Source organism: Haliea salexigens DSM 19537, from assembly GCF_000423125.1.
GTDB classification, from domain to species: Bacteria; Pseudomonadota; Gammaproteobacteria; order Pseudomonadales; family Halieaceae; genus Haliea; species Haliea salexigens.
Genome location: NZ_AUHJ01000001.1, coordinates 240,557 through 259,250, shown reverse-complemented (window position 1 = coordinate 259,250; position 18,694 = coordinate 240,557). Strand labels below are relative to the sequence as shown.

Here is an 18,694-nt window from a genome sequence, read left to right as displayed (position 1 = left end):
CGGTTACGTCTCGCCGGTAACCGCAGCAATGTAGTCGCCGTAGCCTTGCGCGGCCATCTCCTCAAGCGGGATAAAGCGCATGGCAGCCGAATTCATACAGTAGCGCAGGCCAGTCGGTGCAGGACCATCGTCAAATACATGACCGAGGTGTGAGTCGGCATGGCGGCTGCGTATCTCGGTGCGCGAGATGAAAAAACTGCTGTCATCTTTCTCTACAACGCTGTCGCCCGCGATGGGTTGGGTAAAGCTCGGCCAACCGGTTCCCGAAACGTACTTGTCCCGAGAGGAGAACAGCGGTTCGCCGGAAACGATGTCGACGTAGATCCCGGCTCGTTTCTCATCCCAGTAGGGGTTGTTGAACGCGCGCTCGGTGCCGTCCTCGCGCGCCACGCGAAACTGTTCTGCGCTCAGCTGCTGTCGCAAGGCGGCGTCCGATGGGCGCGTGAAGGTTGCGGGATCGAAGCCGGCCTGTTTGCCTTCACTGTTTGTGCTGGGCTGGAAACGCGAGAAATCAAGCGTCTGGTCGTCGCCCCACACCCGGTCAATGAATTGATAGCGGCCGGAGTTGAAGGTGTAGAACTTGTAACGCAGCGGATTCTTGCTGGCGTAGTCCTGATGATAGGCCTCGGCATCGTAGAAGGTCGTGAAGGGCGTTATTTCAATTACAACCGGTTTGTCGTAACGGCCCGAGGCCTCCAGCGCATCCCGCGATGCTTGTGCGAGACGTTGCTGTTCCGGTGAATGGTAGAAAATGGCCGGGCGGTACTGGCGTCCACGGTCAACGAATTGTCCGGCGCTGTCGGTGGGGTCCACGAAACGCCAGAAGCCTTCTACCAGGCCTTCGTACGTGATTACCGCGGGGTCGTAGTACACCTGTACCGCTTCAGTGTGACCGGTCTGGCCCGCGGAGACCTGTTCGTAGCTGGGATTGGTTTCCTTGCCGCCGCTGTAGCCGGAAACGGCTTCCACCACGCCGGGTATCTTCTCGAAACCTTCCTCGACACACCAGAAACAGCCGCCGGCAAAGGTCGCGACGGCCAGATTTTCGTTACCGGGCGCGTAGGCCGAACGAGCATGGCCCGCCGTGGCGGTGATGAGTGCAACCAGCAGCGTGGCTGCCAGCCTGGCGGTGTTGCGCATGAGAGCTCTCCTGTGAGATAGGTCGCCGTTGTTACGCGCGGCAGCGCGCAGGCGATGACAGGGCGATTGTCAACAGTAGACCGCGGGAACCAGCGGCGAGTTCCCTCGTGCGGATGGAGGGCGGTTCACTTGAGCAGGGAGCCGAGCAGCCCGCGAAACAGTTTGCGACCCAGGCTGCTGCCGGCGGCAGAGCCGAGGCTGCGCGCCATGCTCTTGATAAACGCTTCACTGGTGCTCTGGCGTCCACTCGAACTGCGGGTGGTGGATTTGTCGCGCTTCTTTGCCGCATCAGCTGCTTGTTGCGCGCTGGCGGCTTCGATTCTTTCGCGCAATACCTCATGAGCGGAACGCGGGTCCACCGCGTTGGCGTAGATGCGCTGATTGGGGTCGTGTGCCAGTACAGCGGCGCGCTCTTGTGCAGTCGCAGGGCCCATACGGGAGCAGGGGGGGCGGATCAGCACACGCTGTACCGGGGCGGGAATACCCTTGTCCTGCAGCATGGAGACCAGCGCTTCGCCCACCCCCAACTCGGTAATGGCAGTGACCGTGTCCAGCGCCGGATTGGCGCGGAAGGACTGCGCCGCCACGCGCACCGCCTTCTGTTCCCGGGGCGTATAGGCTCGCAGCGCGTGCTGAATGCGATTGCCCAGCTGCCCCAGCACCGCATCCGGGATGTCGCTGGGGCTCTGGCTGATGAAGTAGACGCCGACACCTTTGGAGCGGATAAGGCGCACAACCTGCTCGATTTTTTCCAGCAGTGCGCGCGGCACGTCGCGAAACAACAGGTGTGCTTCATCGAAAAAGAACACCAACACCGGTTGCTCCGGATCGCCCAGTTCGGGAAGCGTTTCGAACAGCTCCGAGAGCAGCCAGAGCAGGAAGGTAGAGTAAACGCGCGGGCTCTGGATCAGCGTGTTGGCGGCGAGCAGGTTGATAACGCCACGTCCGTCGCGGGTGGTTTGCATGAAATCGCTGAGCGCCAGTGAGGGCTCGCCGAAGAACGCGCGGCCACCCTCGCGCTCCAGCACCAGCAGCCGGCGGAGTATGGCATTCACCGAGGCCTTGGCCACCCCATATCCCGCACCGAGGTCCGAGCCGTGCTCGGCGAGGTATTCCAGCGTGGTGCGCAGGTCCGCGAGGTCCACCAGCAGCAGTCCTTCGTTGTCGGCGAACTCGAACACCACGTTCATCACGCCTTCCTGGGTCTCGTTCAGGTCGAGCAGGCGGGTGAGCAGTGCGGGCCCCATTTCAGTCACAGTCGTGCGTACCGGCGTGCCGAGTTCGCCGAAGACATCCCAGAACGCCACGGGGAAGCCGCGCTGCTGGTAGTCTGTAATGCCGATGCGCTGGTTGCGCTCATCCACCTTGGGGTGGGGTGTACCCGCCTGACTGATGCCTGACAGGTCGCCTTTTACATCCGCCATGAACACCGGCACGCCGCGGTCGGAGAAACTCTCCGCCAGGCATTGCAGGGTCACCGTTTTGCCGGTTCCGGTGGCGCCGGCGATGAGGCCATGGCGGTTGGCGTAGCGTGGCAACAGCCCGCATTGTGCCTCGGCGTTACCACCGATCAGGATCTGCTCACTCATTGTTACCCGGTCATCCTTTTGCTGTAGCGGTGCCCGCCAGTTTGGGTTTGCTGGCACGCGGCGGTTCGGTGCGTGCAGCCTGCCTGCCGGTGGTTGCCTTGCCAGCTTTGGCTTTGGGCTTGGGCTTGGGCTTGGGCTTGGCTTTGGCTTTGGGCTTGGTCGCCGCGGCCGGCTTTGCTTTGGCGCTGGGTTTGCGCCGTGGTGCGGTTCGCAGACCGGCGAGCTCTTCCAGCTCCCCCAACGCCTCTTCCAGGTAGTCGATGATGCGCTGTACCTGTGGCATGGAGCGGCGGCAGGCGACAATGCCGAAATCCAGCTGCTTGCGGTAGCTTACCAGAGTGATGTTCATGGCGAAGCCGTCGAAGACGATGGACGCGGGGTAGACGCCCTCCAGACTGGCCCCATTCCAGTAGAGCTGCTCGCGCGGCCCCGGCACATTGGAGATGACGGTGCTGAAAGCGGGGAAATGGCCGGCGAGTCCAAGCACGGATGAGAGCAGCGCGGGTACCTGGGTGATCTGCATGAACAGCGTCGCCTCCCGTTGCGACATGCTGCGCAACAGGTCTTTGCCTGCCGCCATGGAGGCCTGGATCTTGCGCAGGCGCTGTTCCGGATCAGCCACATCGGTGGCGAGGTCAGCAGTGATAAAACCGATGGCATTGGACGAGTCAAGGTCGTTGTCGTCGCGCAGCGACACCGGTGCCATGGCCTTCAGGGAATGCGGTGGACGTTCATTCTGGCTGGACAGGTGGCGGCGCAGGGCCCCGGCACACATGGCCAGCACCACGTCATTCACGGTGGCATCGGTTGCCTTGCAAACCCCGCGTACGCGCTCGAAGTCAAAGGATTGCGCCACAAATCGCCTGGAACCCGTGACGTTGGTGTTGATAGATGTGCGGGGCACCTGATGCCAGGGCACTGCGAGGTTGCCGCTGCGGCCAAAAAAGGCACCCCCGAACTGACGGAATGCACTCATCAGGCTGGTGGTGGTGTCGTACTGCTGGCGCAGCGCTTCCAACACGTTTTTCAATTCCCGTCCCCGGGGCTCGATACGGCCGGCCGCCGGCGGCAGTCGCTGGGACTTGTAGCGTTCATAGGCCTCGTGTGACAGCGCGGAGTGGCGTGCCCGGGTGCGCGCACTCGTTGAGTACATGGCATTCATCATGTGCATCGCCGAGGCGCCATCGGTGGCCGCGTGGTGCACCTTGCTATAGAGCGCGAATTGGTTGTTCTGTAGCCCTTCGATCAGGTGGGTTTCCCACAGGGGACGGGTACGGTCCAGTAGCGTGCTGTGCAGGCGCGAAACGAGCATGAAGAGCTCGCGGTAGCGGCCGGGCTGGGGCAGCGCAGAATGTCGTACATGGTAGTCGATATCGAAATGGTCGTCAGTTTCCCAGTAGAGCCGCAACGGTCCGGCGCGGCCGGTCGTGACGTACTCACCGAACGGGCGCCGATACTCTTCTTCTGTGCGCAGGGCGGTGAGAATTTCCTGCAGGAATTCACGCTGGTCGACCCCCTTGGGGTAATTGAACAGGTGCAGACCGCCAACGTGCATCGGGGTCTGGCGTTTCTCCATCATCAGGAAGCCGGCATCGGCGAGGTTCACTGGGCGCATAGGATTTACCTGTTGTTATAGTACTTTCTCGCCTGAACAATAGCGTTAAAGCCCTTGCCCGTGAAGGGGGAATTGCAGGCTCACAGCCAGCGCACCCGCCGGAACAGGGTGAGCATACCCACCGCTAGCATGGCCATCAGCCCCAGAACCACGAAGTATCCGTAGCGGAATTGCAATTCGGGCATGTACTGGAAATTCATGCCGTAGAGACCGGCGATAAAACCCAGCGGGACGAAAATGGCGGTGATGATGGTGAGAATCTTCATGGTCTGGTTGAGCTGGTGCGAGCTGATGGAAATATGGCTCTCCACCAGGTCACCGCAGATCTCGTAGTACATGGAACACAGGGTTTGCAGGCGTTCGCAGCGATCGAACAGGTCGCGACGCACGTGATGGCTCTTGTCCTTGCCGGAACCCAGGTGTGAGGTGCCGCTGTGGAGAATATGCTCGGCCAGTGCCTCGTGGTAATTGAAAATGCGCAACAGCTTGCGCAACCGGGAGCGGTAGACCACCAGCTCCTTCATCACGGTATCGGTCTGGTCTGTGAGCAGGGCGTCTTCCAGCCCGGCGAGGGTATCTTCAAAATCCATGAGTTTTTCCAGATAGCGCCCGCCCACATAGTGCAGGATGCGCAACGCCAGTACATTGGGCGTCTTCAGTAACAACTCTTGTTCTTCGTGGTCCCAGAAGTGGTTTACACTGATCGCCGTGCCCGGGTGCGTGGTGATCAGCAGCCGTTTGCCCACCCACATCCCCACCGGCATGGGTTGCAGCTCAAGGTCGTCGTCCAGGCTGGTCATGCCGCGAAAGAGGATAAACGTGTCGTGGTCGAATTCCTCGACTTTCGGCGGGTGACGGGTGCGCACACAGTCGGCCACTGCCAGCCGGTCACAGTTGAGTGCGGCGAGCAGCTCCTGCCTGTCCGCGGTGAGTTCGCCTTCCAGGTCCAGCCAGAGGGTACTGTTCTCCTGTTCGCGCCAAAGCGCGATCAACGTTTCGTCGCCGGTCTGGTACTGCCCTTGCGAAGAGAGTAATTTTGCCCTGATCATGTATCCGCAACCCTTCAAGGAAACTCTGCATGGAACAGCTTAACCGAATCCTCCAGGTGCCTCTAATCGTTTTTGGCGATGTCAGTATCACCATGGCGCAGGTGCTGACGGTACTGGCGTTGCTGGTCGGCGGAATTTTCTTTGTGCTGTGGAGTGGCCGCTTCCTGCGTTCACGCATGCTCAAGCGCAGCATCGACCCCAATGTCGTGCAGCTCACTTTTCGCGCCTATCTCATTCTGGGCATGGCGATTGTGGGCATGTCCACGCTGGACCTGCTGAGTGTGCCGCTGGCGGCCTTTGCCTTTGTCTCGGGCGCCGTGGCAATCGGCTTTGGTTTCGGTGCGCAGAACATCATCAACAATTTCATCAGCGGCTGGATCCTGATGTGGGAGCGCCCCATCAAGATCGGCGACTTTCTTGAGCTGGGTGAGGTACGTGGCACGGTGGAGTCGATCAACACGCGCTCCACACGTATCCGTCGCGTCGACGGTGTGCACTTGCTCATACCCAATAGCCAGCTGCTGGAAAATACGGTGACCAACTGGACACTGGTGGATGATCTGGTACGCACCGTTGTGCGCGTGGGTGTTGCCTACGAGAGCGACGTGCGACTTACCGAGACCCTGATGTATCGCGTGGCGCAAGAGCACCCCGATGTCTTGAAAGTACCGGAGCCCCTGGTGATATTCGACAATTTCGGCGATAGCTCACTGGAATTCGAACTGAATTTCTGGGTGCACTCCACCGCGGAGCGTGGGCTGCGCATGATCCGCAGTGATCTGCGTTTCCAGATCGAGGCGCTGTTCCGCGAGGAGGGGCTGGTCATCGCCTTCCCTCAGCGGGACGTACACCTGAACGGTGAGCTGCGGCTGCTGAATCCCTAGTGCGTGGCGCACGGCCGCAGTTCGGCGTAGCGTTCCGCGTTGCACTATACTGGGTGCCATGAACAGGCTTCCTCAGTGTCATCACTCCAGTCTCCTGTGCCTGCTGGCATTGGTCTGCGCCTTGCTGGCGCCGGCTGCGTCTGCGCAGGTCTGGGTCATTCATATTGACGGTGCCATTGGCCCCGCGGCCGCGGACCATACGATTCGCTCGCTGGAGCGGGCGGTCGCCGCCGACGCGGAGGCCGTTGTGCTGCGTATCGACACGCCCGGTGGACTCGACAGCGCCATGCGCGACATGATCAAGGCGGTGCTGGCCGCCCCGCTGCCGGTGCTCGGCTATGTGGGCCCCAGCGGCGCCCGTGCGGCGAGCGCCGGCACATATCTTCTCTATGCCACACACATTGCGGCGATGGCACCGGGCACCAACCTGGGTGCGGCAACACCTGTGCAACTGGGAGGGGGTGGCTTGCCTGCATTGCCGGGCGAGGGCGAGGAACAGGATGGCGAAGCCACCTCACCCGACAGTGCAGGTGGCACGGCCATGGAACGCAAAGTGGTCAATGACGCGGTTGCCTATATTCGTAGCCTGGCGCAGCTGCGCGGCCGCAACGGCGACTGGGCGGAGCGCGCCGTGCGTGAGGGGGTTAGCCTTTCGGCGGAGGATGCGTTGGCCGCAGGCGTTATCGAGCAGCTGGCCGATTCGCTCCCGCTGTTATTGCGGACCGTTGATGGCACAATCGTGCAGGTCGATGGTGAGGCGCGGGTGCTGAACACGGCGGGAGCGGAAATTGTGCAGCAGTCGCCGGACTGGCGCAGTGAGTTTCTTGCCGTGATTACCAATCCCCATATGGCCTATATCCTGCTGCTGGTGGGTATTTATGGCCTGGTTATCGAGTTCTATAACCCGGGCATTGGCCTGCCCGGTATCGTCGGAGCCATGAGCCTGCTGGTTGCGCTGTATGCCATGCAGATGCTGCCTATCAGCTATGCCGGCATGGGGCTGCTCCTGCTCGGTGTGGCGCTGATGGTGGCGGAAGCGTTTGCGCCCAGTTTTGGCGTACTGGGCCTGGGAGGCGCAGCCGCGTTTGTTACCGGTTCCATCATGCTGATGGATACCACGCTTCCTGCCTATCAGCTGGCGATGCCCATAGTGCTGGCGGTAACCGTCTTCAGTGTGGGCCTGTTGGTCTTTGCCCTGGGGATGGTTCTGCGCGCGCGCAAGCGGGCGGTGGTGACCGGTGTGCAGCGGCTGGTGGGGATCAGCACCCGCGTGGCACGCATGCACGACGGCGAGGCCTGGGTATGGCTGGATGGGGAGCTCTGGCATGCGCGCAGCGATGAGCCCCTGCAAGCGGATGTGCCAGTGGTTGTGCTGGCAATTGAGGGGCTGACGGCAGTGGTTCGCCGACAGTCGACAGAAATCAACTCAGAAGGAAAAGCCTGATGTTCGAGATCGAGATGTTCAGTGCCGTTTTCATCGTGCTGGCGATAGTGCTGTTGCTGTCGATGTTCCGGGTGCTGCGCGAGTATGAGCGCGGCGTGATTTTCATGCTGGGCCGCTTCTACAAGGTCAAGGGGCCCGGTTTGATCGTGATCATTCCGGTACTGCAGCAGATGGTGCGGGTGGATTTGCGTACGCTGGTAATGGACGTGCCCACGCAGGACGTGATTTCCCGCGATAACGTGTCGGTGCAGGTCAACGCCGTGATCTACTTCCGTGTGGTGGATCCGGAGCGTGCCATCATTCAGGTGGAAAATTACCTGGAGGCGACCAGCCAGCTTTCCCAGACCACCCTGCGTTCGGTGTTGGGCCAGCATGACCTGGATGACATGCTCGCCGAGCGAGACCGCCTGAACGACGATATCCAGTCCATCCTCGACAAACAGACTGAAGCCTGGGGTGTCAAAGTGGCCAATGTGGAGATCAAGCACGTCGATCTCAACGAGTCCATGGTGCGTGCAATTGCGAAGCAGGCGGAGGCGGAGCGCGAACGGCGCGCCAAGGTGATTCACGCCATGGGCGAGGCAGAGGCAGCCGAAAAACTGGCGGAGGCCGCCAAGATGCTGGCCACGGAAGAATCAGCCATTCAACTGCGTTACCTGCAGACCCTGGTGGAAATTGCCGGCGACAAGAGTTCGACCATTGTTTTCCCACTGCCGGTGGATATCATGAAGAAATTCACCTCTTAAACCTTCGGAGCAGAGTCTTCTATGCAGTGCATTGAAATCAGTGAGCCCGGGGCACCGGCTGTATTGAAACCGGCGCAGCGGGAGGCGCCGGTTGCCGGGGCCGGTGAATTGCTGATCAGCGTTTTTGCGGCCGGGGTCAACCGGCCCGATGTGATGCAGCGCCTGGGGCTTTACCCGGCGCCCCCCGGCGCCTCGGACCTGCCGGGGCTGGAGGTTGCGGGTGAGGTGGCAGCTGTCGGTGCGGGCGTGACCGGTTGGCAGGTGGGCGACCGTGTGTGTGCGTTGACCAATGGCGGCGGTTACGCGGAGCAGGCCGTGGCGCCGGCTGGGCAGTGTTTGCCTGTGCCCGCGGGCATGGACTTTGTTGCCGCCGCCGGCCTGCCGGAAACCTTCTTCACGGTGTGGACCAATGTGTTCATGCGCGGGGGATTGCAGGCCGGCGAGAGCCTGCTGGTGCACGGTGGCAGTTCGGGTATCGGCACCAGTGCCATTCAGATGGCGCGTGCTATGGGGGCGACAGTGTACGCCACGGCAGGCAGCGCCGAGAAATGCGCTGCCTGCGTAGAACTCGGAGCTGACCATGCGGTGAACTATCGCAACGACGATTTCGAAACCGTGCTGCAGGAGCGCACCGGTGGTGCCGGAGTGGATGTCATCCTGGATATGGTGGGTGGCGATTACATCAACCGCAATATTCGTCTGGCCGCTACCGATGGCCGCATCGTGAATATCGCGTTCCAGGGCGGGTTTGAGGCTGCAGTCAATTTCGTGCCGGTATTGCTGAAGCGGTTGACGCTCACCGCCTCGACCTTGCGCCCACAGTCCGCCGAGGCAAAAGCAGCCATCGCCTCTCAGTTGCTTGAGCACATCTGGCCGCGGCTGGAGAGCGGTGATATCAGCCCCGTGATTGCCGCAACATTCCCGCTGCAGGATGCGGCGGCGGCCCACGAGCTCATGGAGAGCAGTGCCCACATCGGGAAAATCATCCTCACCCTGCGCTGAACAGCCAGGGCGCCAGTTGCGCCCGGTTCTCCACCACGATCTGCTGCGCCATGGGGTCTCCCAGTGCCGGTTCGGGGTCGATGTGCAGGAGTTTCAGGGCGTAGGGGACCAGCCGCCCGCGCACCGTAATGTCCAGAGCGCCATCCTGCATGCCGTAGTCGGTCGCTACAACCTGTTGCTGGGCAGGGTTCAGACGCGGGTCGGGCACAACCCGCAAGGTCACGTGGGTGTTCCAGTCGTCATCCTCTTCCACGCCCTGGCTGGAATCATCCAGTATTTCAGGAATGTCGCGAAAGCGGCTGAGCACAAAGTCGCGATAGGCCTGGTTCTTCTCGCACCAGGCGCGCACATGCCAGCGCAAGCCGGTAAACACCAGCGTATGCGGTACAATGATTCGCCCCTCCCGGTCGGGATTGTGCAGGGAAACGTAGTCCACCTCCAGACGCTTGCGTTGGCGCGCAGCCTGCATGATGGGGCGCAGTACCTCGGGGCGCACATCGCGTACCGGCACCCGCAGCACCTCGATGTTCGCCACGTTCAGTGCCAGCGACTCAAACACATTGGACAATTCATTGTTGCGCGCCATCAGGTGCAGGTATTCGTCGGCAACACCTTCGGTTACCCGCGGCCGGAACTCCGGTGCCGGCATGTAGCCTTTGAGTGATGCATCGTAGACGAGGTTGCCGGGGCCGATATCCCGGATGTAGCGATTGATATCCTTGCTCGCCTGCTGGCGACCTATGCCGAATGTCTCGCAGAGGTGGCGGGTGGTCAGCCGACCTTCCCACAGTGCAATGGTTTCGATGTAACGGTAGCGCACCAACAGGTCCCAGCGGATAGGCCAGGGGTCGGAGTGTGTTGCAGTCATGCCTGTTCCCGTTCAGGGTGAATTGCCTGTATCGTACACCTCAGTGCAGCCAGCGAATACCGAGGACATGGCCATCGCGTCTCCCGACATCAGTGATCTCTACCACCTTGCCGGTCAGCTCCAACACGACCGGGACCTGCCGCTGGACCAGCTGCGCCAGCGCGACCGGGAGATTGGCCAGGGCTGCGGTGGTAAGGGTGACTGGCAACGGCTGCGCTACTGGCTGCACGCTGTCGATCCCGAGGCGCATCACCAGCCCGCCTGGGCCGGCGGGGCCAATCCGGCGATACTGTTGAATGTGCTCGCGCTGATCGCCGGTTTCGGTGCCATGGCGGGTTTATTGCTCGGCAGCACCCAGGCGCTGGTCAATGTATTGTTCTGGCTGCTGCTGTTTGTTGGGCTGCAATGGCTGTTGATGGCCGGTTCCCTGCTTGCGCTGCTTCAGTTACTGCGCGGCCGCGTGCCGCCGGCGTCGCCGGTACAGCCCATGCGCTGGGTGTTGCGCCGGCGCTGGCCGGATAGCCGGGCGCTGCGTGAAGCACAGCCGCTTTTGCGCCTGCTGTTTTTACGCCACGGGCAGACCGTAGGTGCCCTGTTCGCCGCGGGCGCGGCGGTAGCATTTATTGTCTTGCCCGCGGTGGATAACTACGTTTTCGTGTGGGGCTCTACCTACCCCCTCAGCGATCAATTCATGCAGTGGTTGGTCAATTCGCTTGCGCGCCCCTGGCGGGAACTGCTGCCGGGGGCAACCATCGATCCGGAACTGTTACGCGCCAGCCGCTATCACGCCGCCCTGCAGGTGCTGGATGCGCAGCGCCTGGAGCGCATGCGTGGCTGGTGGGGCTTTCTGTTGCTCTGCCTGCTCGTTTACAGCCTGCTGCCACGGGTGTGTCTCTATGCGTTGTCGCGCTGGCTGTACCGGCGTCAGCTGATTGCCAGCCTGCTGGGTTACCCGGGAGTCGAACGCGTACTGGCGCGCATGCAGGCGCCCCTGGTCGCCACTGGCGGCACGGCAGATGCAATGCCCCCGGCTGCTGAAAGCACCGATAGTGGCGGTCTGCGCGACGAGGTCCCGAGGGCTGCCTGGCCGCGGGCACTGTTGCTGGAAGTGGCGGGCGCTTTTGGCGAGCGCGCCCCCGCCAGCTATGAAGAGTTGGCTGACGGACAACCGGCACAGAGCGCGAGCCTGGCCAGTGGCGACCTTGCCGCGGATCAGCGTACGCTCGCGGCGCTGCCGCTGCAGGATATCGACCGGCTTTATCTGGCGGTGAAAGGTTGGGAGCCACCGGTCGCGGAACTGTCAGACCTGCTGGAGCCATTGTCCGCGGTCAGCCGCTGCAGCATTCTACTGGTGCCGTTGCCGGGCCGTCCGCTGCCGCATCGCAAGGTGGAGGACTGGCGCCTGTTTGCTCGCGGCTTGCCTTTTGAGGGCGTGGATGTGCAGTTGCTGAACCCGGTGGTGGCCGCGTGAACGTGCCGGTTTTTGCGGTGGTTGGGCGCCCCAATAAAGGCAAGTCCAGTATTGTCGCCACACTGGCGCGAGACGACTCAGTGGGCATTGAAGCCCGCGCGGGCTCGACCCGGGAGGCGCGTGAGTTCCCCATGCGCGTGGATGGCGAAACGCTTTACACACTGGTGGATACGCCCGGCATCCAGCGTGCGCGCGCCGTACTCGACTGGTTGCGCGCACACGCCGAGGATGCTGCCAGCAGACCACGGGCGGTGCGCGATTTTGTCGCCGAACATCGCGGCGATGCCCGCTTTCACGACGAGTGCGCGCTGCTGCAGCCCATTGTCGATGGCGCCGGTATCATCTATGTCGTCGATGGCTCGGTGCCCTTCGGAGCGGACTACGAAGCGGAAATGGAAATTCTGCGCTGGACCGGGCGCCCCAGCCTGGCGCTGATCAACCCCATCGACAATGAAGACTATGTGGCCCAGTGGCAGGCCGGGCTGGGGCAGTATTTCCAGACGGTGCGGTTGTTCAATGCGCAGCGCGCCGAAGCGGAAAAGCAGCTGGAGCTGCTGGTGCTGTTCGGGCATCTGGACGAGCACTGGCGACAGGCACTGGACCGCGCCGTGGCAGTCTTGCGCAGTGAGCGCGGCCGCGAGCACCGTGAGGCGGCGTCCCTGATTACCGAGTGGATTGCCGATGCGCTGACATTTCAGTTGTCGCAGCGGGTGCCGGAGGGATTGCCGGTAAAGCCGGTCGAGGACCTGCTGTTCACCCGTTACCAACACGAGCTGCAGGCGCGCGAGCGCCGCTGTCGGCGTCAGGTGGAGGAGGTGTATCACTATCATCGCCTGCAGCGCAGTGAGCTGGATATCGACCTGGAGGCTTCCGAACTGTTCAACGTGGAGCAGTGGTACCTCTGGGGGCTGGACCGCCGCGCGCTGACGCTCGTGGCCGCATCGGCGGGTGCGCTGCTCGGCGGCGGCACCGGCTTGGCGCTGGATGGCATGACGGCGGGGCTTACCGGGGGCATGGGAACGCTAATCAGCGGCACCCTGGGTGCCGCGTCCGGTGGCGTAGCGGCCTTGCGCTACGCCGATGAAATCGCGCAGCTGCGGGTCAAGGGCATTCCCAGTGGCGGTAAACTGGTCAGCTACGGGCCATCGCGCAACCCCAATTTTCCGTTTGTTCTGCTGGGCAGGGCGCTACTGCATCAACAGCGCCTGTGCAGCCGTACCCACGCTGACCGTAGTGCCTTGCAACTGGATACGGCGCTGTTGGCAGATGTCAGCGATGCGGAGCGCCGGCAGTTGGCGCGCTGGTTTGCTGCGCTGCGCCAGCCGCGCAGTGCCGCCGCAGCACGCCAGGCGCTGGCAGAGTGGATGTTGGCGCGCACTGGCGCGCCATCCGGCTCTGCCTGAGCGCGACGGGTCTCAGCGAATCGCCGATTCCGGCTTGGCCTCCCAGTAGAAGGGCTGCAGGGTGCTGTCGCCGGTGAAGACTTCCGACAGCGAGTCCGCCGCGTACACGCGTCCATTCAGTACCACGTGGCTGATGTGGTCGGTGTGGCGGATATTCTCCAGCGGGTTGCCATCGATAATCACCAGGTCAGCCAGTTTACCGGGCTCCAGCGAGCCGATGTCGGCATCCATACCCAGGTAGCGTGCCGGGTTGATGGTAGCCGCGGCCAGCGCTTCCATGGGCGTGAATCCGCCGCGTACAAAACTCCACATCTCCCAGTGTGTGGCCAGCCCCTCGCGCTGGCCATGACCACCGGTGTTGACCAGTACGCCGGCGTCCAGCAATGCTTTGGCCGCCGCCGCTGCATCATCGTCCCGATAGTCGGCTTCCGGTGCCATTGGTCGGCGCACTGACCGCGGTTGCAACACCGCCGGCGGCACGAAATTGGCGAGCAGTGGGTGCTTCCACACCTCGGTGTCCTGGTAGTAGTAGTCTTCCGAGGTCAGGCCACCGAACGTCACCACGAGGGTGGGTGTATAGCCGGCCTCGCTCTGGCGCCAGTACTGCAGTACGTCGTCATAGAGACGCAGGGTGGGGACGTTGTGTTCGACTCCCGTAATGCCGTCTCCAATCAGGTTCATGTCCATATGGTAGAGCGCGCCGCCCTCTGCCACGGGCATCACACCCTCGCGGCGGGATGCCTCAATCACCATCTGGCGCTGGTCGCGGCGCGGCTGGTTGTAGTTCTTGACGGTAACCGCGCCCTGGGCCTTGAGCCGGCGAACGTGTGCCAGGGCATCGTCGAGTGTCTCCACCGGGGCGTAGTAGGTGGATTTTGCGCCGTAGATGATCTCTGCTGTGGAAAAAATACGCGGCCCGAGGATGCGTCCGGCGCGGGCGTATTCGGCGGCAGCAAATACCAGCGAGGCCTGGCTGGACGGGTTGTGCACGGTGGTAACGCCCAGTGCCAGGTGAGCCAGCAGATCCCAGTTCTGCTGGGGAATGATGTCGGCACGGCCATAGGGGCCGTGTGCGTGTATGTCGACAAAGCCGGGCACTACGGTTTTGCCGTCGAGATCAACCTGGCGGAAACCATCGGGGATGGCCAGGCTGCTGTCGCCCACAGCGCGGATGCGGTTGCCTTCCAGCAACACCGTGCCGCTATCGATCACGTCGCGCTGTGCATTCAGCGTGACAACCCGCGCGTTGGTCAGCGCCAGGCGCGTGTCGGGGCGGGCCGCAGCGACGCGCATGCTCAGGTTGGTGCCGCTCTGCGGAGGGCTGAAGCCGGGGCGCATGGCGTCGGCCACCGGCACAGTTTTGAATTCAGCCCCGGTGCTCCAGCTCACGGCGCTGCCATCGGCATTCCACGCCAGGTATTCACCGCCCACACGGCTCAGCCGCAAGGTGGGAAACGCGGGTTTGGTCGCGTCAAGGATGAGTGTTTCACCCGCGCTGGGCGCGGTTGCCGCGAGGTGCACCTGATGCCCGTTGATGAAGGCAATGTGCTGTCCGTCGGGCGCGAGCTGGATGCGCGTGGCCAGCTCCGCGCTGGCCACCTGCTGCACATCGTGGCCACTGCGGGACATGGAAATCAGCACCGTGCTGGCGGTGCTGCTGCCACGACCGCTGGCGCTTTCGGCGCGTTCCTGGGCATACAGGCGGCCATCGGGGCCGAAGTGCGGGTGTTCACCGCGCGCACTGACAAACTGCATGTCCCCGGACTTGCGCTCGACCAGATAAAGGCCCGGCTGCACCGACCACTCGGGGTTGAGCAGAGCGCTGCCGGCAAGTTTGCGCACGACGAGGGTTTCTCCGCTGCGGTCGATAGCAAGCTCCGTATACTGGCCTTTCGGGTGGTCCAGTGCACGCGCCTTGCCACCACGCGCGGCCACGCGATAAATGCGGCTGAGCTCGCTGTCACTCCAGCGCAGGAAAAGTATTTCGCGGCCATCGGGGCTCCACACGGGTGCGTAGTCGAAGCCGTCTGTGTCACCGTTCGTCAGGCGTTGGGGGGCATTGTCGCCACGTTTCACGTACAGGCGCCCCAGAGACTCGAACACAACGGCTTTGCCGTCCGGTGAAGGCGTGGCAAAACGGACCATGCGGGTGTCGAATTCTTCCGGAGCAACCTTTACCGGAAAGCGCACGGCGGGATAGATGTCGCGGCTGCCGCTGACCTCGAAGGGGATTTCGGCCAGCGACTCGTCGGCAGTATTCAGGCGCCAGAGCTTGCCCTGCGCCCAGAACACGATATCGCGGCTGTCTGGCGTCCATTCCATGGTGGGATAGAGGCCGTGCACCGCCCAGGTTTCCTGCATGTCCAGGTCAAGGCCATCAAACAGCATGCGCTCGGTGCCGGTCGCGAGGTCCTGCACAAAAAGTCGCGACTGCGCGCGCACCCGTTTGACGTAGGCGAGGCGCTTGCCATCCGGCGACGGGGTGGCGCGGACCGCACCGCCCGGCCCGCCGGCAACTGTGCTGATATCACCGGTTGCCAGGTCGAGCCGCCGAATCTGGAACAGCTCAGTGTTGCTGTCCTGGTGGTAGATGAAAGTATCGCCGGGGGTGGTGTTCAGCGAAAAGTACAGGCTCTTGCCGTCGGGGCTGAAGGCCGGTTCACCCTGCTCTTTCTGGAAGGTCGGGCTGGGGCGGGGAACCAGCATCTGCCCACTGTTCTGCTCGCTGCCGCCGAGGTGATACAGCCAGATTTCGCCGGTGCCAAGCGAGCGCGAGGTAGTGAAGTGCTTGCGCGCAGCAAGGTAGTTGCCGTCCCGGCTCCAGCTCGGGCTGTTGAGCAGCCGGAAATCCTCGAAAGTGACCTGACGCAGTTCGCCGCTGGCGCGCTCCAGCACCCACAGGTTGTCCCCGCCGTCGCGGTCGGAGGTAAATGCAATATGGCGGCCGTCGGGGCTGTACTGGGGCTGCATGTCCCAAGCGAAGCCGCTGGTCAGTGGTTTTGCGGGGCCACCTTCCATGGGGATTTCGTACAGGTCGCCAAGCAGGTCAAACGCAATGTGTTTGCCGTCCGGCGAGACGTCAATACTCATCCAGGTACCCTCGTTCACGTCAATCGTGGCGCGGGTGGCGGGTGTAGAGAAATCGGGGGCGTTTACACGCCAGCTGTTCTCGTCCCGTGCCTGGGACGTGGCGGCTGCCAGTGCATTGGCGAGTAGCAGAAAACACAGTGTTCGGGTTAGGCTGGGCATGGCAATATCCGGGGTTGTCAGCGTCAACAGAGCGGCGGATGCTGTGCTGCGGTGATCCAGCCGCTAACAGGCGCGTACCTTACTACGGAGTTTGTCCGCAGGGAAACGCGCCCAACCTTGACACTGGAGTCCACATGAACATCATTCGATCATTCACGTTGCTGCTGGCCCTTGCCTGTGTGGTGCCTGCCATGGCCGAGGAGTTGGCGGTGGGCGATCCCGCCCCCGATTTCAGCTTGCTGGGGAGTGATGGCAAACGCCATGCATTGGCCGATTTCAAGGGCAAGCAGGCTGTGGTGCTGGCCTGGTATCCGCGCGCCTTCACCTCGGGCTGCACCGTGGAGTGCAAGTCACTGGCCGAAAACGGCCATCTCATCCGCGAGTACGATGTGACGTATTTCATGGCCAGCGTGGATGAGGTGGAAGAAAATCGTCGCTTCGCCGAGGAGACGGAGGCGGATTTCCCGCTGCTGAGTGACCCCGACAAACAGGTCGCGGAGGCTTATGGCGTGTTGGCCATGATGGGGTTCGCCAAACGCCATACGTTCTACATTGGCGCTGACGGGACTATTCTCAAGATCGACCGTTCCATCAGCCCCGCCACCGCGGCGCAGGATATGGCGGCAAACCTCGCCGCCCTGGGCATCCCCAAACGCTAGGGCGCTACCGGCACTCGGGAGGTTGGCGTTCGTCGCGCCGATCTGCCGCCGGTCTTTTTACCCATCCCTGCACTGGCACTTCAACAGCCGGAGCCTATAATGTCAGCCTTTTTCTGCAAGCGAAGCTGACCATGGCGCGGTACCTGAGGTAGCAGGCAGTCGCGCGCTGAGTCAGCGGCGGGCATCGCGTATGCACCGCTGGAGAGGGTAATGCTCAGCACGGGTCAAACACGCGAATTGCTCCGCATGGCGCTACCTATGGTAGTGTCGCAGAGCGCGTTCGCGCTCATGGTATTCACCGACCGCTTTTTTCTATCCCGCATTGACGCCCTGCATATCGCCTCAGCGCTGGGTGGCGGTGTCACCTTTTTCGTCAGTGTGTCGCTGTTCATCGGCATCATGTCCTACGCCACGGCACTGGTGGCGCAGTACTACGGTTCCGGGCAACTGGAAAAATGCCCGCGCGTACTCACCCAGGGCGCGATCATGGCGCTGGCGTGTCAGCCGTTGCTGCTGGTTATCGCCTGGGGCATGGGTGGGCTGTTTTCCGCCATGGGCCATCCACCCGAACAGGTTGTTCTGGAGCGCCAGTACTACTTCGTGATGATGAGCGGCGCGTTCTTTGCGTTGTTGAAGGCCTGTGTCGCGGGGTACTTCTGTGGCATTGGCAAAACCCGCGTTGTAATGATTACCGATGTGCTGGGTGTGCTCATTAATATCCCGCTGACCTGGGCGCTGATCTTCGGCAAACTGGGTTTCCCGGAGCTGGGCATCCGTGGAGCGGCGCTGGCCACGGTGATTGCCACGGCCTGCAGCCTGTTGATCTACGCAGCCTTTTACTTCAATCGTATTCACCGCGAGCGGTTCCACGTGGCCGACTCGTTCCGCTTTGATCCGGGCATTCTGCGTCGCTACGTGCGGCTGGGCCTGCCCTCTGGTTTCGAGACTTTTGTCGGCGCTGCAACGTTCAATTTCTTTTTGTTGCTATTCCAGTCCTACGGCATTGCCGAAGGTGCGGCCATGGCCATTGTCTTCAACTGGGATATGCTCAACTACGTGCCATTGATCGGCCTGAATATCGCGATCACCAGCATGATTGGCCGCTATGTGGGTGCGCGGGATATGACGCGAGCGGGCCAGCTTATCGCCGCGGGCTTCACCATTGCGCTGGGATTCTCGGTGGTACTGGCGCTGTTCTTTGTGCTGTTTCGCTACGAGTTGATGATGGTGTTCGCCACGCCCGGCGAGGACTTCAGCGAAATCGCCAGCCTGGGAGCGCGCATGATGCTGGGTATGGCCACGTATGTAGTGGCCGATGCGGTGATACTGGTCTGCAGCGGTGTGCTGCGTGGCGCTGGAGACACCCGCTGGCTGATGAACACGTCAATGAGCCTGCACGTGCTGATGCTGGTCGCCCAGTACGTGATGATCAAGCATCTCGAGGTGGGGCCGCTGGTAAGCTGGTGGGGCTTTGTGGCCATGTTGCTTGCCCTTGCGGTGGTCTACCTGCTGCGCCTGCGCGGTTCGACCTGGCGCAAGCCCTCGCGGCTGGCGCGGGTGATGGCGGACTAGCGC

14 protein-coding genes are annotated in these 18,694 nt (G+C 62.3%); 8 read left to right on the top strand and 6 right to left on the bottom strand.

Going from position 1 to position 18,694, the window contains the following annotated elements; genetic code table 11:
• Positions 1–3: 3 nt before the first annotated feature.
• The 4 genes from msrB to G533_RS0101190 form a co-directional block, all read right to left on the bottom strand.
• Entirely contained in the window at positions 4–1,140 is a 1,137-nt protein-coding gene (gene msrB / locus G533_RS25430; RefSeq protein WP_051229854.1) for a peptide-methionine (R)-S-oxide reductase MsrB, read from the bottom strand.
• Positions 1,141–1,265: 125 nt separating this feature from the next.
• Positions 1,266–2,729, bottom strand: coding sequence for a helicase HerA-like domain-containing protein (locus G533_RS0101200; protein WP_027948378.1), 1,464 nt, complete (start codon positions 2,727–2,729; stop codon positions 1,266–1,268).
• 10 nt (positions 2,730–2,739) lie between these two features.
• Positions 2,740–4,344, bottom strand: a complete 1,605-nt coding sequence (locus tag G533_RS20055; RefSeq protein WP_084638729.1) for a WS/DGAT/MGAT family O-acyltransferase — start codon at positions 4,342–4,344, stop codon at positions 2,740–2,742.
• 80 nt (positions 4,345–4,424) lie between these two features.
• Positions 4,425–5,393 carry a magnesium transporter CorA family protein gene (locus G533_RS0101190; protein WP_027948377.1) on the bottom strand — a complete coding sequence of 323 codons (969 nt, stop codon included), beginning with the start codon at positions 5,391–5,393 and terminating at the stop codon, positions 4,425–4,427.
• 29 nt (positions 5,394–5,422) lie between these two features.
• On the opposite strand from G533_RS0101190, the gene G533_RS0101185 reads away from it, so the two are divergent.
• The 4 genes from G533_RS0101185 to G533_RS0101170 are packed head-to-tail and all read left to right on the top strand — an operon-like array spanning position 5,423 to position 9,469.
• The gene (locus G533_RS0101185; RefSeq protein WP_027948376.1) at positions 5,423–6,277 is read left to right on the top strand and encodes a mechanosensitive ion channel family protein; all 855 of its coding nucleotides are present in this window, start codon (positions 5,423–5,425) and stop codon (positions 6,275–6,277) included.
• A 58-nt stretch (positions 6,278–6,335) separates the two neighbouring features.
• Positions 6,336–7,721, top strand: coding sequence for an NfeD family protein (locus tag G533_RS0101180; protein WP_051229853.1), 1,386 nt, complete (start codon positions 6,336–6,338; stop codon positions 7,719–7,721).
• The gene (locus G533_RS0101175; protein ID WP_027948374.1) at positions 7,721–8,467 is read left to right on the top strand and encodes a slipin family protein; all 747 of its coding nucleotides are present in this window, start codon (positions 7,721–7,723) and stop codon (positions 8,465–8,467) included. Before G533_RS0101180 ends, G533_RS0101175 begins: the two co-directional genes overlap by 1 nt.
• Positions 8,468–8,488: 21 nt before the next feature.
• Positions 8,489–9,469: an NAD(P)H-quinone oxidoreductase gene (locus G533_RS0101170; RefSeq protein ID WP_027948373.1), complete on the top strand. Its 981-nt coding sequence runs from the start codon at positions 8,489–8,491 to the stop codon at positions 9,467–9,469.
• Here the strand turns inward: G533_RS0101170 and G533_RS0101165 are convergent.
• Positions 9,456–10,337, bottom strand: a complete 882-nt coding sequence (locus G533_RS0101165; protein ID WP_027948372.1) for a helix-turn-helix transcriptional regulator — start codon at positions 10,335–10,337, stop codon at positions 9,456–9,458. The genes G533_RS0101170 and G533_RS0101165 overlap by 14 nt on opposite strands.
• Between G533_RS0101165 and G533_RS0101160 the strand changes: the two genes are divergently transcribed.
• Positions 10,336–11,808, top strand: a complete 1,473-nt coding sequence (locus G533_RS0101160; protein WP_027948371.1) for a DUF2868 domain-containing protein — start codon at positions 10,336–10,338, stop codon at positions 11,806–11,808. The genes G533_RS0101165 and G533_RS0101160 overlap by 2 nt on opposite strands.
• Positions 11,805–13,211, top strand: coding sequence for a DUF3482 domain-containing protein (locus tag G533_RS0101155; RefSeq protein WP_027948370.1), 1,407 nt, complete (start codon positions 11,805–11,807; stop codon positions 13,209–13,211). Before G533_RS0101160 ends, G533_RS0101155 begins: the two co-directional genes overlap by 4 nt.
• A gap of 12 nt (positions 13,212–13,223) precedes the next feature.
• On the opposite strand, the gene G533_RS0101150 is transcribed toward G533_RS0101155, so the two are convergent.
• Entirely contained in the window at positions 13,224–16,460 is a 3,237-nt protein-coding gene (locus G533_RS0101150; RefSeq protein ID WP_027948369.1) for an amidohydrolase family protein, read from the bottom strand.
• A gap of 134 nt (positions 16,461–16,594) precedes the next feature.
• On the opposite strand from G533_RS0101150, the gene G533_RS0101145 reads away from it, so the two are divergent.
• Both G533_RS0101145 and G533_RS0101140 read left to right on the top strand, forming a co-directional pair.
• Positions 16,595–17,119 carry a peroxiredoxin gene (locus G533_RS0101145; RefSeq protein WP_027948368.1) on the top strand — a complete coding sequence of 175 codons (525 nt, stop codon included), beginning with the start codon at positions 16,595–16,597 and terminating at the stop codon, positions 17,117–17,119.
• A gap of 258 nt (positions 17,120–17,377) precedes the next feature.
• Entirely contained in the window at positions 17,378–18,691 is a 1,314-nt protein-coding gene (locus G533_RS0101140; protein ID WP_051229901.1) for an MATE family efflux transporter, read from the top strand.
• Positions 18,692–18,694: the final 3 nt, after the last annotated feature.

What these genes read in the sequence shown, in the direction of transcription:
- G533_RS0101200 (WP_027948378.1), bottom strand. Translation starts at nt 2,729, where the DNA reads ATGAGTGAGCAGATCCTGATCGGTGGTAACGCCGAGGCACAATGCGGG.
- G533_RS0101140 (WP_051229901.1), top strand. Translation starts at nt 17,378, where the DNA reads ATGGTAGTGTCGCAGAGCGCGTTCGCGCTCATGGTATTCACCGACCGC.
- G533_RS0101150 (WP_027948369.1), bottom strand. Translation starts at nt 16,460, where the DNA reads ATGCCCAGCCTAACCCGAACACTGTGTTTTCTGCTACTCGCCAATGCA.
- G533_RS0101160 (WP_027948371.1), top strand. Translation starts at nt 10,336, where the DNA reads ATGCCTGTTCCCGTTCAGGGTGAATTGCCTGTATCGTACACCTCAGTG.
- G533_RS0101180 (WP_051229853.1), top strand. Translation starts at nt 6,336, where the DNA reads ATGAACAGGCTTCCTCAGTGTCATCACTCCAGTCTCCTGTGCCTGCTG.
- G533_RS0101175 (WP_027948374.1), top strand. Translation starts at nt 7,721, where the DNA reads ATGTTCGAGATCGAGATGTTCAGTGCCGTTTTCATCGTGCTGGCGATA.
- G533_RS20055 (WP_084638729.1), bottom strand. Translation starts at nt 4,344, where the DNA reads ATGCGCCCAGTGAACCTCGCCGATGCCGGCTTCCTGATGATGGAGAAA.
- G533_RS0101165 (WP_027948372.1), bottom strand. Translation starts at nt 10,337, where the DNA reads ATGACTGCAACACACTCCGACCCCTGGCCTATCCGCTGGGACCTGTTG.
- G533_RS0101190 (WP_027948377.1), bottom strand. Translation starts at nt 5,393, where the DNA reads ATGATCAGGGCAAAATTACTCTCTTCGCAAGGGCAGTACCAGACCGGC.
- G533_RS0101145 (WP_027948368.1), top strand. Translation starts at nt 16,595, where the DNA reads ATGAACATCATTCGATCATTCACGTTGCTGCTGGCCCTTGCCTGTGTG.
- G533_RS0101170 (WP_027948373.1), top strand. Translation starts at nt 8,489, where the DNA reads ATGCAGTGCATTGAAATCAGTGAGCCCGGGGCACCGGCTGTATTGAAA.
- G533_RS0101185 (WP_027948376.1), top strand. Translation starts at nt 5,423, where the DNA reads ATGGAACAGCTTAACCGAATCCTCCAGGTGCCTCTAATCGTTTTTGGC.
- msrB (WP_051229854.1), bottom strand. Translation starts at nt 1,140, where the DNA reads ATGCGCAACACCGCCAGGCTGGCAGCCACGCTGCTGGTTGCACTCATC.